This is a genomic window from Pseudomonas sp. Irchel 3E19 (assembly GCF_900187585.1).
GTDB lineage: Bacteria > Pseudomonadota > Gammaproteobacteria > Pseudomonadales > Pseudomonadaceae > Aquipseudomonas > Aquipseudomonas baetica.
Genome location: NZ_FYDT01000026.1, coordinates 21,282 through 36,494, shown reverse-complemented (window position 1 = coordinate 36,494; position 15,213 = coordinate 21,282). Strand labels below are relative to the sequence as shown.

Sequence of the window (15,213 nt, the reverse complement as noted above, 5' to 3'; positions counted from 1 at the left end):
AAGGGCTGACGATCACTGGATCATATATCGGTGATGAATGTTTATACACGCCGAGAATAGGCTAGGTAAATTATCAGCGCTGTTCTAGCATCGATTGCATGACTTAAACAACCTCTGCTCAAGAACTGCCTCAACCATCGGGAGCTGCTCATGGATTTCGCTTATTCGCCCAAGGTGCAAGAACTGCGTGAGCGCGTAACCGCGTTCATGGACACTTACGTTTACCCGGCCGAAGCCGTGTTCGAACGCCAGGTTGCCGAGGGCGACCGCTGGCAGCCGACAGCGATCATGGAAGAGCTCAAAGCCAAGGCCAGGGCCGAAGGTCTGTGGAACCTGTTTCTGCCAGAGTCGGAACTCGGCGCCGGCCTGACCAACCTTGAATACGCACCGCTGGCGGAAATCATGGGCCGTTCCTTGCTCGGGCCAGAGCCGTTCAACTGCTCGGCGCCGGACACCGGCAACATGGAAGTGCTGGTGCGTTATGCCAACGAAGAACAGAAGCAACGCTGGCTTGAACCGCTGCTTCGCGGCGAGATCCGCTCGGCATTCGCCATGACCGAACCGGATGTCGCCTCCTCTGACGCCACCAACATGGCCGCCCGCGCCGTGCGCGATGGCGACGAGTGGGTGATCAACGGTAAGAAGTGGTGGACCTCCGGCGCCTGCGATCCGCGCTGCAAGATCCTGATCTTCATGGGCCTGAGCAACCCCGATGCGCCGCGCCACGCCCAGCACTCGATGATCCTCGTGCCGGTCGATACCCCCGGCGTGAAAATCGTCCGGCCGCTGCCCGTGTTCGGGTACGACGATGCGCCGCACGGTCACGCCGAAGTGCTGTTCGACAACGTGCGGGTGCCGTACGAAAACGTCCTGCTGGGTGAAGGACGCGGTTTCGAAATTGCTCAGGGCCGGCTTGGCCCGGGCCGTATTCACCACTGCATGCGGTCGGTCGGCATGGCTGAGCGTGCGTTGGAATTGATGTGCAAACGTTCAGTGAGCCGCACCGCGTTCGGCAAACCGCTGGCACGACTGGGCGGTAACGTCGACAAGATCGCCGACTCGCGGATGGAAATCGACATGGCGCGTCTGCTGACGCTGAAAGCCGCCTACATGATGGACACTGTCGGCAACAAAGTGGCGAAAAGCGAGATCGCACAGATCAAGGTGGTCGCACCCAACGTGGCGCTGCGGGTGATCGACCGGGCGATCCAGATGCATGGCGGGGCAGGGGTGTCTAACGATTTCCCGCTGGCTTATATGTATGCGATGCAACGTACTTTGCGTTTGGCTGATGGTCCGGACGAAGTACACCGCGCGGCGATCGGCAAATTCGAGATCGGCAAGTATGTGCCGAAGGAAATGCTGCGTAGCGGTCACTAAGACCGCGTCGCCCCCTTCGCGAGCAAGCCCGCTCCCACATTCAACCGCATTCCAATTGGAGGAATGCGATCAAATGTGGGAGCGGGCTTGCTCGCGAAAGGGCCTGAACATTCAACCCATCAACGTCAGGCTCAATAAATCCATACCTCCACCCGCCGATTCTTGATCCGCCCCTCATCGGCACTGTTGGTCGCCACCGGCATCTGCGCGCCAAAACCGCGCACCTCGCGCAGCACCACACCGTGCTTGACCAACTCGCGCCGCACCGCCATCGCCCGCAACTTCGACAACAAATCCGCCCGCGCCGGATCGTCCTTGGCATCGCCAAACCCCACGAGCGTCACCGCTCGCTCGGTTTTGTCATGACGCTTTATATAGTCGAGTACCCGGGCCAGATCCTGCCGTGCCTTGTTATCCAGGCTGGCGCTGCCTTCCTCGAAGCGGAAGTTCACTGTAAGACGCTGGGCGTGACGGCTGAGGGATTGATAACCCTCGGGCATCAGCGCATTCGGTGCGACGGTCATTGCCTGCACGGTCTGACTGATAAAACCGTTGGCCGCGACGATCGTCTGGCCCTGACGACTTTGTGCGAACACCACCAACGCCTGCGCCCACTGATTTTTGCTGTTCGGCGGCAGATAGAAGAACAAACGGCGCGACAGCGGATAGTCTTCGGTGGCGATCAGGCTGTTGAGCGGCAGCATCGATTGCGAGGCACCATCGGCAATCGCTACCGCTTTGGCCTGGCGCACGTAGGGCAAACCGATAAAACCAATGCCTTGGGGATCGGCGCTGACGGCGTCGGACAATTGCTCGCTGGATTCAAACCTTTTCGCAGCGTTACTCAGATTTTTCCCACGACGACTGAGGACCAACTCCTTAAACGTATCGTAGGTGCCGGACTGATCATCGCGTGCGTATAAATGAATCGCGCCGCCACGACCGCCAAGGTCTTCCCAGGTTTTTACCTCGCCACTGAATATCCGCGCCAGTTGTTCGGTGTCCAGTTGCTGCAGCGGATTGTCGGGGTGAAGGATGATTGCCAGGCCATCGATGGCGATGACTTGCTCGGCGGCGGGGCTTTTCAGATCACCCAGTAATTGCAGGGTCTGTAGCTCACTGTCCTTGATCTCGCGGGAGGACGCGGCCAGGTCGGCGCTGGCATTTTTCAACGCGGTGAAACCGGTGCTGGAACCGTGGGCGGCGACTTCGACGACCACGCGTTGACCTTCGCTGGTCTGGCCGACGATACGCAGTTCGTTGGCGGTGTCCGGGGTTTCGCGGTGGATTTTTTGCAGGCCTTGCTCGCGTAGCAAACCCTCAACCAGCGCCGGACCCAGTTCGGCACCGATGGTGTTCGACCCCTGAATGCGCAGTGCCGGGCCGTTTTCAGGGATGGGCAGGGCAGCGGCAGAGACCGTCAGCCATCCACTCAAGAGAAAAACGCACAAAACACGCAGGGTCATGCCGGCACCGAATCAAGCCAAGGGGATTGCCGGGGAGATTAAGTCAGAAAAGTTACTTGAAGATGACAACGATCTAAATGTGGGAGCGAGCCTGCTCGCGAAGCGGTGGGTCAGTTACAAAAATGTATCTGACAGACTGCTTTCGCGAGCAAGCCCGCTCCCACAAGGGGATTTCAGGTGATTCGAAGATCAGCTCAGTTCAAGCCAGATCGGCGCATGATCCGAAGGCTTCTCCATCCCGCGCAATTCGTAGTCGACACCGGCTGCCTTCACTCGCGGCAGCAAACCGTGGGAGGCCAGAATCACATCGATGCGCAGGCCACGCTTCGGCTCATCCTCAAAGCCACGGCTGCGATAGTCGAACCAGCTGAACATGTCAGTCACGTCAGGGTTGAGGTGGCGGTAGCTGTCGGTCAAGCCCCAGTTTTTCAGGCGGGCCATCCACTCGCGCTCTTCCGGCAGGAAGCTGCATTTGCCGGTTTTCAGCCAGCGCTTCATGTTGTCCGGGCCGATGCCGATGTCGCAGTCTTCCGGGGAAATGTTCACATCGCCCATCACCACCAGCGGCTGTTCGTTGTGGAACTGACTTTCCAGCAGGGTTTGCAGATCGTTGTAGAAGCGCTGCTTGGCCGGGAATTTGGTCGGGTGGTCGCGGCTTTCGCCCTGAGGGAAATAGCCGTTCATGATCGTCACCGGCACGCCATTGGCGTCGGCGAACGTGCCCCAGATGAAGCGGCGCTGGGCGTCTTCTTCGTCAGTGGCGAAACCTTTGTGGATGGCAATCGGTTCCTGGCGTGAAAGGATGGCCACACCGTAGTGACCTTTCTGGCCGTGGAAATACACGTGGTAGCCGAGGGCGCGGACTTCTTCGAGCGGGAACTGGTCGTCGTGGACCTTGGTTTCCTGCAGGCCGATCACGTCTGGCTGGTGTTTTTCGATCAGCGCTGCCAGCTGATGCGGACGGGCGCGCAGTCCGTTGATGTTGAAGGAAACGATCTTCATGGTCGGCAGTCCTGGCAAAAGGGCGATGCTAGCTGACATGTGGGATGGGGGCCAGTGTGGGGTGGGAGAAATCATTTTGGCCTGTGGGATTTGTATTGCCTGGGAGGGCCTCTTCGCGAGCAGGCTCGCTCCCACAGGGATGCGCATTCCAAACGTGGGAGCGAGCCTGCTCGCGAAGAGGCCGGCAAAATCGATGAAGATCCCGAGTTGGTCTATACCTGTGGGGGAACTGCGCCGCCATCAAAAGGTTCGTACCAACAAGAGCGCAGTCATTTGAGCCGTGCCCCGGGGAGAATCCACGTCATGCCTGAAACCCAGACCGCCATCGCCGACATTCACATGCTCGATCGCGGCTACTCCCGCGAAGCCCGATCCCTGCTGTATCAGGCCTACCGCCACGAGCCGACTTTCGGTTACCTGTTCGAGGCCGAACGGCCAGGTTATGAGCAGCGTGTGCGAGCCACGGTAAGGGAGCTGGTCAAGCAGCACTTTCTACAGGATCTGCCCGCCATCGGCTTGCTGGTCAACGACCGCCTCATCGGTATCGCGCTTATCGCGCCGCCGCAACGCCGTCTGGGCATCACCGAAAGTTGGGCATGGCGCCTGCGCATGGTGCTCAGCACCGGCTTTCGCTGCACCCGTCGCTACCTGGAATATCACGATGCCGTCTCTGCCTGCGTGCCGAGCGATTCGGTGCACATGTTGCCGCTGCTGGGGGTTCATCCGCAGTTCCAGGGCAAACACTTCGGTGAGCAGTTGCTGACGGCGGTACACAATTGGTGTGCGGTCGACGAAACCTCGCAAGGTGTGGTGCTCGACACGGGCAACCCGCGCTACCTGGAATTCTATAAACGTCAGGGTTATCAGGAGATTGGCGAAGTTGCCGTCGGCCCCGTGCGCGAACACGTGTTTTTTCACGCCAATCCACAGGTGTTACAAACTGCAACAGCATAACAATCGAACTTCTTGGGAAATTTCCGCTTCTATTACGCTCCCAAGCCCGTGATAGCATTCGCGCCATGAAGTTTCCAGGAAGATTTACCAGTGGCGTGCTCATGCTGTTATCCAGCTGTACGGCGCTGGCGCAAAGTGAATTGGATGTGCGGATCAAACCGTCCAACGATGAACTCAAAGCCAATATAGAAGGCTATATCGGCAGCCTCGGTGACCGCGACGAAGAAGCCTTGCTACGCTTCAGTCGTGGTGCCGAAGAGCAGGCGCGCAAGGCGGCCCAAGCGTTGGGTTACTACCAGCCGCAGATCGACAGTGACGTGAAGGGCGGCGACAAACCGCGCCTGGTGCTGAACATCGATCCCGGCGAGCCGATTCGCCTGCGCAACGTCACCATTCGCGTCGACGGCCCGGCTGCCTCCTTCAAATCCTTTCGCGTACCGAAAGCCGACGTGCTCAAGCCCGGCGCGGTGCTCAACCATGGTCGCTACGAAGATGCCAAACGGCTGATCCAGAATCAGGCCTCGCGCTTCGGCTATTTCAGCGGCCATTTCACTAGCCAAAAGCTCTTGGTCGATCCGCGTGCCGGCGTTGCCGACGTTGAGTTGATCTACGAAAGCGGCCCGCGTTATGCGCTGGGCAACGTCAGTTTCGAGGGCGACACGCCGTTCGACGAAGACCTGCTGCAACGCATGGTGCCGTTCAAGGCCGGCGAACCGTACGACTCCGAACTGATCGCCGAACTCAACCGCGATCTGCAATCGAGCGGCTATTTCGAGGGCGTGCGCGTTGATGCCGCGCCGACTGCGGCGAAAAACGAGGTGATCCCGGTCGACGTCAAACTCGACACGCGCAAGCCACGCACCATGGGCCTGGGCCTCGGTTACTCGACCGACGTCGGGCCACGGGTCAAAGCCAACTGGACGCGCCACTGGGTCAATCCGCAGGGTGACAGCTACGGCTGGGAGGCCGAATTGTCGGCGCCACGGCAAAACGTCGGGCTGTTCTACGACATTCCGCTCGACCCGCCACTGACCGACAAATTGCGTTGGGCCGGTGGTTATCAATTCGAAGACATCGAGGGTTCCGACACCCTGAGCAAACTGCTGACCTTCGGTCCGGAATGGCACAGCAAGTTGCCCAGCGGCTGGCAACGGGTGATCTCGCTGAAATGGCAGCGTGAGGAATATGAGCTCGGTGATGACTCGGGTTTGAGTACCTTGCTGATGCCCGGCATCAGTTATTCGTACCTGAAAAGTGACAACCGCATCGACCCGCACAACGGCTATCGCCTGACCTTTGAAAGCAAAGTGGCGAAAGAGGGCATCGGTTCGGACAACAACCTTTTATATGGCACGGCATTGGTCAAAGGCCTGACCACGGTCTTCGACAAACACCGTTTCCTCGGTCGCGTGCAGGTCGGGGGCAGTGCCACCAACGGTTATAACTCGGTGCCGCCGTCGCTGCGGTTCTTCGCCGGTGGCGATCAGAGCGTGCGCGGTTACGACTACCAGAGCCTGTCGCCGGAAAACGCCAAGGGCGACCGCATCGGTGGTCGCTACATGGTCGCCGGCAGCGTCGAATATCAATACTCGGTCGCCGAAAAGTGGCGGGTCGCGACCTTCGTCGATCAGGGCAACTCCTTCAACAAACTCGAACTGCCGAACCTCAAGACCGGGGTCGGTATTGGTGTGCGCTGGGTCTCGCCGGTAGGGCCGATCCGCCTCGACCTGGCCCACGCGCTGGACGACGATGGCGGCATCCGGCTGCACTTTTCCATGGGGCCTGAGCTGTGAAGCGTGGTTTGAAAATAACGGCACTGACGCTGCTGGCGCTGGTGTTGTTGATTGTCTTGAGCATCGTTGCGGTGCTGGGTACACAGGCTGGCAGCCGTTGGGTGCTGGGTCTGGTGCCGGGCTTGAGCGTGGAAAATTTCCAGGGCCACCTCGGCGGGCAGTGGAGCGCCGATCACTTGCTGTGGCAGCAGGACAGCAGCCGCGTCGAGTTGCAGAAGCCGATTTTCGCCTGGTCGCCGCTGTGCCTGACGCGCATGACCCTGTGCATCGAGCAGCTCAAGGCTGATCAGGTCACCCTGCAATTTCCGCCGAGTGAAGAGACCACCGAAAGCGGCCCGATCAAACTGCCGGATCTGCAATTGCCGGTAGCCATCGAGCTGGGCGACGTACAGGTCGGCAGCCTGTTGTTCAACGGCAGCGAACAGCTCAAAGGCCTGCAACTGGCGGCGCACTGGACTGCTCAAGGTCTGCAGATCGACAGCGTGAAATTGCAGCGCGACGACCTCAGCCTGAATCTGTCCGGGCTGCTCCAGCCTACTGGCAACTGGCCGCTGAACATTGCAGGCGACCTGACCTTGCCGTCGCCGGGCACCGGCCCATGGACGCTGGCGTTGAAAGTCGACGGCGATCTGTTGAAAACCCTCAACCTGCACGCCGACAGCCGTGGCTACCTCGACGGCCAGTTGAGCGGTGAACTGCAACCGATGGTGGAAAACCTGCCGGCCAAGGTGCGGATTACTTCCGAGGCGTTCAAGCCGAGCGCCGATCTGCCGGACACCCTGCAACTCAATCAACTGGTGTTGACCGGCGAAGGCGACCTGAAAAACGGTTACCAGCTCAACGGCAACGCCACACTGCCCGCTGATAAAGGCCCGGTCGCGCTATTGCTCAAGGGCAAAGTCGACGCCAGCGGCGCACAGATTGCCGGCCTCGACCTGACGGCCAACGACAAGCAAAGCCTGAAACTCACCGGCAGTGTCGACTGGAGCAAGGGCCTCACAGCGCAAGCCAACATCAACTGGCAGGACTTTCCGTGGCACCGGCTCTATAACGAAATCGACGAGCCACAAGTGGCTTTGCGTACTTTCATTGGCGAAGTCTCCTACACCGACGGCCAATATCTCGGTAACTTCGCCGCCGCACTGGATGGCCCGGCGGGCGCGTTTACTCTGAGTAGTCCGTTCAGTGGCAGCCTGAAACAGATCGCCTTGCCGCAATTGAAAATGCAAGCCGGACAGGGCAAGGCCGAAGGTCATGTGAACGTACAGTTTGCCGACGGTATTGCCTGGGACACGGCGCTGGATCTGTCGGCACTCAACCCGGCGTACTGGGTCGCGGAGCTGCCGGGAACCTTGGCCGGGCCGTTGAAAAGTAAAGGCGAAATGAAGAACGAGCGCCTGAGCCTGACCGCCGACCTCGATCTGAAAGGTAAACTGCGCGGCCAACCGGCGATTCTGCAAGCCAAGGCTGACGGCGCCGGCGAGCAGTGGAACCTCAACGCCCTGCAAATCCGCCTCGGCGACAACAGCATCACCGGCAAGGGCAGCCTGCAACAGAAACTCACCGGGCAGATCGACATCAAGCTGGCGCGCCTGGCTCAGCTCTGGCCAGAGCTGCGTGGGCAGATCAATGGCCGCGTCGACGTCGCGGGTACGTTGAAAGCACCGCAAGGCAAACTCGGTCTGCAAGGTTCGCAACTGGCGTTCCAGGACAATCGCCTGCAAAGCCTCAACCTCGACGCCACCCTCGACAGTGCGCAACGGGCGAAAATTGATCTGAAAGGCTCAGGGATTCAGGCCGGCGACACCAATCTGGGCACACTGACCGCCAGCGCCCAGGGCGACATCAAGAACCAGAAACTCAACCTCGACCTGATCGGACCGAAGCTGAAACTCGCCCTCGGTCTGGACGGCAATCTGGACAAGGGCAACTGGCGTGGTCGCCTGGCCAGCGGTGATATTCAGGCCGGTGGCCAAGACTGGAAACTGCAAAACCCGGCCAAACTCGAGCGCCTGGCGGACGGCAAAATCAACTTCGGCGCGCATTGCTGGATGTCCGGCAGCGCCAGCCTGTGCGGTGAAGATCAACGGCTGATGCCCGATCCGAAGCTGCGTTATCACCTCAAGCAGTTCCCTATCGAAAGTCTGGCGCAATGGCTGCCCAAGGATTTCGCTTGGCAGGGCAAACTCAATGCCGACCTGCAACTGGACTTGCCGGCCAGCGGCCCGAACGGTGTAGTCAGCATCGACGCCAGCGGCGGCACCTTGCGCATGAAGGAAAAGGATCAGTGGCTGGATTTCCCGTACCAGACGCTCAAGCTCACCAGCAAACTCACGCCGAAGCGCGTCGACACCGACCTCAACTTCGTCGGCGGCAAGCTCGGCGAACTGATGGTGCAGGCGCAGCTCAATCCACTGCCGAAAAACAAACCGCTGAGCGGCTCGTTCCGCCTCACCGGTCTGGATCTGTCGGTGGCGCGGCCGTTTGTGCCGATGGTCGAGAAACTCACCGGACGCCTGAACGGCAGCGGCACGATTTCCGGTGGCCTGCTGGCGCCGCTGGTCAACGGCACAGTGCAACTCAGTGACGGCGAAGTCTCCGGCGCCGAATTGCCGATGGAGCTGCAGAATCTGCAACTTACCGCTGTGATTGCCGGCGAATCGGTACGCCTCGACGGCGGCTGGAAAAGCGGCAAGACCGGGCAGGGCAGCCTCACTGGCAATGTCGCCTGGGGCCAGGCATTGATCGTCGATCTGGCACTCAAGGGCAGTCAGTTGCCAGTCACCGTCGAACCGTACGCCAAGCTCGAAGTGGCGCCGGACCTGAAAATTTCCATGGCCGGCGACGAGCTGAAAATCGCCGGCAAAGTGCAGGTGCCCAGAGGCGAAATCACCGTGCGTGAATTGCCGCCATCAACGGTAAAAATCTCCGATGACACGATCATCGTCGGTGCGCAGACCGAAGAGGGCAAACCGCCGCTGGCCATGAAAATGGACATCGACGTGGTGGTCGGTGAAGACAAACTGGCCTTCGCCGGTTTCGGTCTGACCGCCAACGTGCAAGGTCATGTGCACATCGGCGACAACATGGACACCCGTGGCGAGCTGTGGCTCAACGACGGCCGCTACAGTGCCTATGGCCAGCGCTTGTCGGTGCGCCGTGCGCGTCTGTTGTTCGCCGGCCCCCTCGATCAGCCGTATCTGGACATCGAAGCGATCCGCCAGACCGACGACGTGATTGCCGGTATTCGCCTGAGCGGCAGCGCCGAGCAACCGACCACGCAGATCTTCTCGGAACCGGCGATGAGCCAGGAGCAGGCATTGTCTTACCTCATACTCGGCCGTCCGCTGAGTACCAACGGCGAAGACAACAACATGCTCGCGCAAGCGGCGCTGGGCCTGGGCTTGATGGGCAGCGCCGGAGTCACCAGCAGCCTGGCCAAGGATCTGGGGATTCAGGACTTCCAGCTCGACACGGCGGGCAGCGGCGATGCCACCAGCGTGGTGGCCAGCGGCAATATTACCGAGAAGCTCAGTTTGCGTTATGGCGTGGGCGTGTTTGAGCCGGCCAGCACCATTGCCCTGCGTTACAAGCTGAGCAAGAAGGTCTATGTCGAAGCGGCGAGTGGCGTGGCCAGTTCGCTGGATATCTTCTACAAGCGCGATTTCTAGACCGTAACTGGTTATTTGAATCGAGGCGCAGCCTTCGCGAGCAGGCTCGCTCCCACATTCGATCTGTGCCAGGCACGGATTTGTGTTCGCTCGAAATCCCCCTGTGGGAGCGAGCCTGCTCGCGAAGGCGTCTTCTCATTCATCGATGATGCTGAGGTTGCCGACCTCTTCGCGAGCAGGCTCGCTCCTGATTTGATCTTTGGAATGGCACACCAGCGAGGCCCGCTCGTAGTTCAGCGCCTTGTTGCGTTCCGGCAAGGCATAAGGCGCCTCACACCGCTGGCCCTGCCAGTTGATGGTCAGGGTACCGGCGTCGGCTTCTACCAGCGCCAGTGCCTTGCCGCCCGGGTCGGAGATCGCCAGTTGCTTGCCGGCGCTGTCCTCCAGCGAGGCGCCAAACGGGATCGGCTGGTGTTGCGCGTCGAACAAGGCGAACTGCACGCGGCGTCCGGTCTTGCTGGTGTAACGTGCCAGCACCACCGCACCACGGCGTGGCACCACTTGCCGGGTGGCGTTGTCGATCTCGATATCGCCGCCCAGATCGCGGGTGTCGAGGTTGATCCAGTTCACGCGATAGGGCTGCGCATTGGGCACCACGGCGAAGCCGTTACTGCCGGTCTTGGCCCCGGTGAAACTGCCGATTTTCACCCCTTCCACGCCTTCGACCTGCGCCAGCGCGAATGTCTCGCCCACGGTTTGTCCAAGGTTGACCCCGCCGCCGTGGCCGACGATCGAACCTGCCAGATTCAGGTTCTGCGAGTTATAGCCGCGTCCCTGGCTGTAACCGGCACTGATGTCCATCACCGAGGTGCGGGTGCTGAGGTTGACCGAGCCAGAGCTGCCGCCGGTGCTGCTGCTACCACCTTGCACCGAATAGTAAGTATCGCTGTCTTCCGTCAGGTAACCATTGATGCCCACTTGGGTGCTGTCGGTGGCTTTCTGTGTGCTCGCGGAAACAAAGGCACGGGGTGCACGAGGTTTCGAACCCAGCGGGAACGACAGCGACAGGTTGACCAGTGTGTCGTTGTTCGCCGGCCCATAGTTGCCGATATCCTTGGAGTAGGTGGCGCCGAGGTTGTAACTGACTTCGCCCCAATAGTTGCTGTAACCCGCCGACAGGCTTTGCGAACCGCCGCGCCCCCAATAGCGCTGGTCACTGGCGTTGAGGTAGATGCTGCCATATTGCTGATCACGTCCCAGGCTCTGGTTGACGGTCAGGTCGGTGCGGGTTTTCGAGTTGCCCGTGCGTTTTTCGCCCTCGTGGCTCAGTTCCTCGACGTGGTCGCTGAGGGTGCGATAGCCCTCGGTCGAATAGCGATAGGCGGCGAGTGTGAAGCTGGTGTCGGTACCGGTGAACGTTTTGGCGTACAGCGCGCGCAAACTGTTGCCCTTGACCACTTGGCCAAAGGTACGACTGGCGGAATGGGTGACGTCGAGCGACACGGCACCAATCGGCGTATTGCGCCCCGCGCCCAAGGACAACGCCTGAAAATTCTCGGTCGCCTGCACGCCGACGATGCCGGACAAGTTGCTGCTGATGCCATAGGCCAGCGTGCTGCTGACAAACTGCGGCGACTGTTGATCGTCGCTGTTGCTGTTGTAGCGGCCGGCCGAGACGCTGTACTTCAACTGCCCCTGGCGCACCATGATCGGCAGGCTGGAAAACGCCTGCACCGTCACCCGGCGCTGACCGTCGGCCTCGATAATCGTCACTTCCAGATCACCGTTGGAACCGCTGGGATAGATATCGCTGATCTCGAACGGACCTGGTGGCACGTTGGCGGTGTACAGGAGGTAGTTGTTCTGCCGAATTTCTACGGTGGCGCTGGACTGCGCAATCCCGCGAATCACTGGCGCATAGCCGCGCTCACTGTCGGCGCGCATGCCATCGTCAGAGGCCAGTTTCAGGCCGCGATAGCGCACGCTGTCGAACAGGTCGGCGTCGGAGAAAATATCGCCGGTACTGAACTGGCCTTTCAACGCGGTCAGGTCATGTTGCAGATAGCTGCGGTTGCTCTTGAAGGTGCTTGGCTGGCCCGTACTGCTGTTGAAGTTGGACTCGTTGCGCAGGCGCCAGCCACCGAAGTTGATGCCGTTGCGCAGGCCGATGTTATTGGAGATCGTATTGGCCGTTTGCGTGCTGTTACGGTTGCTGCTCAGCTGATAGTTGATAAACGCCGCAGGCACGCCGTCGTCCCACAGCGCCGGGTCGACATAACCCCGTCGACCGCGCTCCATGGCGCTTTGCGGCACGCTGACCATCAGGCGCAAGCGCGGTACGTCGTAACGCACGCTGGCATGCTCGATCAGCGCGGGCAGGTCGAGGCAGGCCTGCGGATCGTCAGCATCCAGTTTGCCGCTGGCCTGCAACTTGGCTATGTCGACGCCCAACTGCTGGACCATTTCCAGGGTCAGGCAGGCCTGGATCTTGCCGTTGCCGGGGTGGCGGCGGAAGTCGATATCGCGACGCCCGACCAGCGTGTCGTTGCTGTAGAGATCAACCCGGTAGTTGCCGGGCAGGACGCTGTTGCTGGCGAGCAGCGATTGCACATCAACGGTCGACGCGGCGCCTTGCAGAAACGACGTGTTGAACTGTTCATCGCCGTCAGCCTGGCACGCCGTGCTGATGGCCGAGGCGATCAACAACGATGCCAGGCCGTCGCGTTTGAGTAAAAACATGCAGGAACCCTATATCACCTCCGATACGAACTAACGGAGCGAAGAGAAATACAGTGAAAGTGTGCGATCAGAGCGATTCGCGAGTTATGGCGTTTCTTTCTTTGGACTGGCGCTGGTGTCAGCGCTATTGGAAAGTTGCGCGGTAAAACGATCTTGGGCGCCATAGTCATTAATACTGCTGAACAACAAAGTAGGCGTGTTCGTCGAGTGAAGTTGTTTTAGGGCAAACTCTTTGCGTTCGCCGGGGGCGATCATCATCGAATCAAACGGGTGCTCGCTGAGTGCGCCGGATTGCAGGGTGATATCGGCAATCGACACGTGATAAAGACCAGGGTTGTTCACCACCAGCACGCTTTTGCCGGCGCGCTCGGCCAGGCGCCAGGTCAATTCGCTCGGTGCCAGATAGGCGTTTTTTTTCAGACCGGCCGGACGGAAGAACACCTTGATACGCTGGCGTACAGCAAGTTGCAGGGTGTTCTGGGTCTTCGCGTTCTGGGGGATTTCCTGCACGTTGAGCCAGACCACCGATTCGCGGTCGGTCGGCATGCCGGTGCCTTCGTAGATGACCCGCAGTATTTGCTGTTCGTCGCCGCTGACGCGCACCAACGGCGGTGTGACTGCAAACGGCACGGAAGCGGATTCGCTGGCGTCGGTGTCGATCCACGACTGGACCAGAACATCTGCACCGCTGTTACGCACGGTGATGCCGGCTTCCTTGTGCTGGCCGTCGAAGATCAGGCGGGTGCTGCTCAGGGAAATGCTGGCCGTGGCCTGATTGACCACGAACAGGCCCAGCAGGCCTGCGCAAAAGGACAATGAGTGACGATAAAACATGATGGTTACCGCGCAAGTGATTGAAAGCGCGGGGCCGGGCGGCCCCGCACTGGGCTCGAGTATTCGCGCGGGTTATTCGTATTGCAGGGTGAACGGCAGGGTGGCGTCGCCGCGGCCGGCAACAGCCAGTTTCGGGTCAACCGTGGTGACGTAGGCGGCCGAAAATTTCAGCGTGGTATTGCTGTCCTGCAGGGTGTTTTCGATCTTCGCGGTGGCTGGCGAGCTCAAGTCGATCACGGCACCATTGGCGTCGAGCAAGGCGATACCGATGCCTTTTGCAGCCCCCAGGCCGCTGATCAGTCGCAGCACTTTAGTGCCAGGTTCGATGCCCGAACCGGCGCCTTTGGTCGGTTCGAAGAGCATCGCAACCTTGGTGCCGGCGTTGCAGTTGATCTTCATGTCGAAGTTCTCGACGCTCAACGTGCCGTTGCCTTTAGGTGCGGTGGCGGTGCCCATGTCCTTGATCGACACTTCACCCATGGCGACCGAAATGGTCTTGTCCTTGCCAGCGCTTTCAACCGAACAGGCGTCGTTGTTGATGGTGCCGGTGAAGTTGATGGTGCCGCTGCCGGCCTTGGTCGGGGTCACTGGCGGGTCGGCTGCCAGGACATTGCCGGCGGCAGCGAAGATCGAAAGGGCGAGAAGCGTTCGGGACAACTTTTTCATGTTGCTTTTTCCATTGGTGGGGTTAAAGCAACACAATAAAACTCGTTTTACCGATGGAACATCAGACGATTCCTAGATGCGCGGAAGTTGTAGCGGAGTGTCCTGTTTTATCAGCTGAACAAGTTGCGTTCTATGCAATAAGTCAACAGTTCCTGGTCGCTGCTGACTTCCAGTTTGCGCATCGCCGAGATTTTCTGCGTGCTGATGGTTTTTGCACTTCTACTTAAGTTACGGGCAATGTCGTTGACGCCCTGGCCCTGAACGAACAAACGCAGGATTTCATGCTCCTTGGGCGACAGCCTTGAGAAACGTTCATCCAGATCAGCACCGTCGTTCACCACCGATGTCGGCGCGGGTACCTGCCAGCGCACCGGGCTGCCCTTGGCAATGGCTTTGAGGGCGGTCTCGATTTCGTCGTGCAACTGGTTTTTCTGAATGACTGCCAGCACACCCAGCTCCTGCAGGCGCGTCAGGATCAACGGATTGGAAATCATGGTCAGCACCAATACCCGAACCTTGGGAAAGTGCCTTATCAGGTACTCCACCAGTTTCAGGCCGTCACCGTAGGTCGAATCGGCCGGCATGTTGAAGTCGGTGATCAACAGATCTACAGGCTTGGTCTCCAGCAGCTTGATCAGTTCATCGGAGCCGACGGCTTCGCCCACCACGCGAAAGCGTTGGTCACGCTCGACCAGTTCCCGCACCCCCAGCAGCACGATGGGATGATCATCGGCAATGACAACGTTGAAGGTTTCCATGAGTGATTTA

General features: G+C 59.8%; 10 protein-coding genes. 4 read left to right on the top strand and 6 right to left on the bottom strand.

Annotation, left to right across the window (positions count from 1 at the left end; all coding sequences use genetic code 11):
• Positions 1–150: 150 nt before the first annotated feature.
• Entirely contained in the window at positions 151–1,380 is a 1,230-nt protein-coding gene (locus CKW18_RS17180; protein WP_095189899.1) for an acyl-CoA dehydrogenase, read from the top strand.
• Positions 1,381–1,511: 131 nt separating this feature from the next.
• Here the strand turns inward: CKW18_RS17180 and CKW18_RS17175 are convergent, their stop codons facing one another.
• Together CKW18_RS17175 and xthA are read right to left on the bottom strand one after the other, a co-directional pair.
• Positions 1,512–2,846 (bottom strand): substrate-binding domain-containing protein, encoded by a 1,335-nt coding sequence (locus CKW18_RS17175; protein ID WP_095189898.1) that lies wholly within the window; start codon positions 2,844–2,846, stop codon positions 1,512–1,514.
• Between the two features lie 189 nt (positions 2,847–3,035).
• Positions 3,036–3,848, bottom strand: coding sequence for an exodeoxyribonuclease III (gene xthA / locus CKW18_RS17165; RefSeq protein ID WP_095189896.1), 813 nt, complete (start codon positions 3,846–3,848; stop codon positions 3,036–3,038).
• 303 nt (positions 3,849–4,151) lie between these two features.
• On the opposite strand from xthA, the gene CKW18_RS17155 reads away from it, so the two are divergent.
• The 3 genes from CKW18_RS17155 (at position 4,152) to CKW18_RS17145 (ending at position 10,266) form a co-directional block, all read left to right on the top strand.
• The gene (locus CKW18_RS17155) at positions 4,152–4,802 is read left to right on the top strand and encodes an N-acetyltransferase (protein WP_095189894.1); all 651 of its coding nucleotides are present in this window, start codon (positions 4,152–4,154) and stop codon (positions 4,800–4,802) included.
• 65 nt (positions 4,803–4,867) lie between these two features.
• Complete coding sequence (locus tag CKW18_RS17150; RefSeq protein WP_095189893.1) at positions 4,868–6,595, top strand: autotransporter assembly complex family protein; 1,728 nt, start codon at positions 4,868–4,870, stop codon at positions 6,593–6,595.
• Positions 6,592–10,266: a translocation/assembly module TamB domain-containing protein gene (locus CKW18_RS17145; RefSeq protein ID WP_095189892.1), complete on the top strand. Its 3,675-nt coding sequence runs from the start codon at positions 6,592–6,594 to the stop codon at positions 10,264–10,266. Before CKW18_RS17150 ends, CKW18_RS17145 begins: the two co-directional genes overlap by 4 nt.
• A 135-nt stretch (positions 10,267–10,401) precedes the next feature.
• On the opposite strand, the gene CKW18_RS17140 is transcribed toward CKW18_RS17145, so the two are convergent.
• The 4 genes from CKW18_RS17140 to CKW18_RS17125 form a co-directional block, all read right to left on the bottom strand.
• Positions 10,402–12,945: a fimbria/pilus outer membrane usher protein gene (locus CKW18_RS17140; RefSeq protein ID WP_095189891.1), complete on the bottom strand. Its 2,544-nt coding sequence runs from the start codon at positions 12,943–12,945 to the stop codon at positions 10,402–10,404.
• 84 nt (positions 12,946–13,029) lie between these two features.
• On the bottom strand, positions 13,030–13,779 hold the full coding sequence (locus CKW18_RS17135) for a molecular chaperone (RefSeq protein WP_095189890.1): 750 nt from the start codon (positions 13,777–13,779) through the stop codon (positions 13,030–13,032).
• Positions 13,780–13,851: 72 nt separating this feature from the next.
• Positions 13,852–14,445, bottom strand: coding sequence for a fimbrial protein (locus tag CKW18_RS17130; protein WP_095189889.1), 594 nt, complete (start codon positions 14,443–14,445; stop codon positions 13,852–13,854).
• A 110-nt stretch (positions 14,446–14,555) separates the two neighbouring features.
• Positions 14,556–15,203 carry a response regulator gene (locus CKW18_RS17125; protein ID WP_095189888.1) on the bottom strand — a complete coding sequence of 216 codons (648 nt, stop codon included), beginning with the start codon at positions 15,201–15,203 and terminating at the stop codon, positions 14,556–14,558.
• Positions 15,204–15,213: the final 10 nt, after the last annotated feature.